Genomic DNA, 581 nt, shown 5'->3' on the forward strand with positions numbered 1-581 from the left:
GTGTGGAGCGTGCCGGCCGCACCGGGGTGGGCGGCAGTCGCCGGGCTGCTGGCCGCGGTGCTGCTCGTGCTGCCGCTGCCGTGGCGGCTGCGCCTGCTGGCCGTGCCGCTGGCGCTGCCGCTGCTGCTGCCGCCGCGCGATCTGCCGGCCGCCGGCCGCTTCGAGCTGCTGGCGCTCGATGTGGGGCAGGGCACCTCGGTGCTGGTGCGCACGCAGCAGCACCTGCTGGTCTACGACGCCGGCCCGCAGTACTCGCGCGAGTCGGACGCCGGCCAGCGCGTGCTGCTGCCGCTGCTGCGCTCGCGCGGCGAAGACCGCATCGACCGCCTGGTGCTGAGCCACCGCGATGCCGACCACACCGGCGGCGCCGCGGCCGTGATCGCCGGCCTGCCGGTCGCCGAACTCGACAGCTCGCTGGAAGACGGCCACCCGCTGCGCGATGCCGGCGTGCCTGCCACCCGTTGCGTCGCTGGCCAGTCCTGGGACTGGGACGGCGTGCATTTCCAGATGCTGCACCCGTTCGCCGACGACTACGGCCGCGTCCGCAAGCCCAACGCCGTCTCGTGCGTGCTGCGCGTCAG

The 581-nt window shown here is 75.2% G+C and carries 1 protein-coding gene; it reads left to right on the top strand.

The features are described 5' to 3' along the window. The coding region (locus AC1D12_RS34930) for an MBL fold metallo-hydrolase (RefSeq protein WP_477845619.1) at positions 1–581 on the top strand (581 nt) is incomplete at both ends.

This window comes from Rhizobacter sp. P1_G5 (assembly GCF_056405435.1).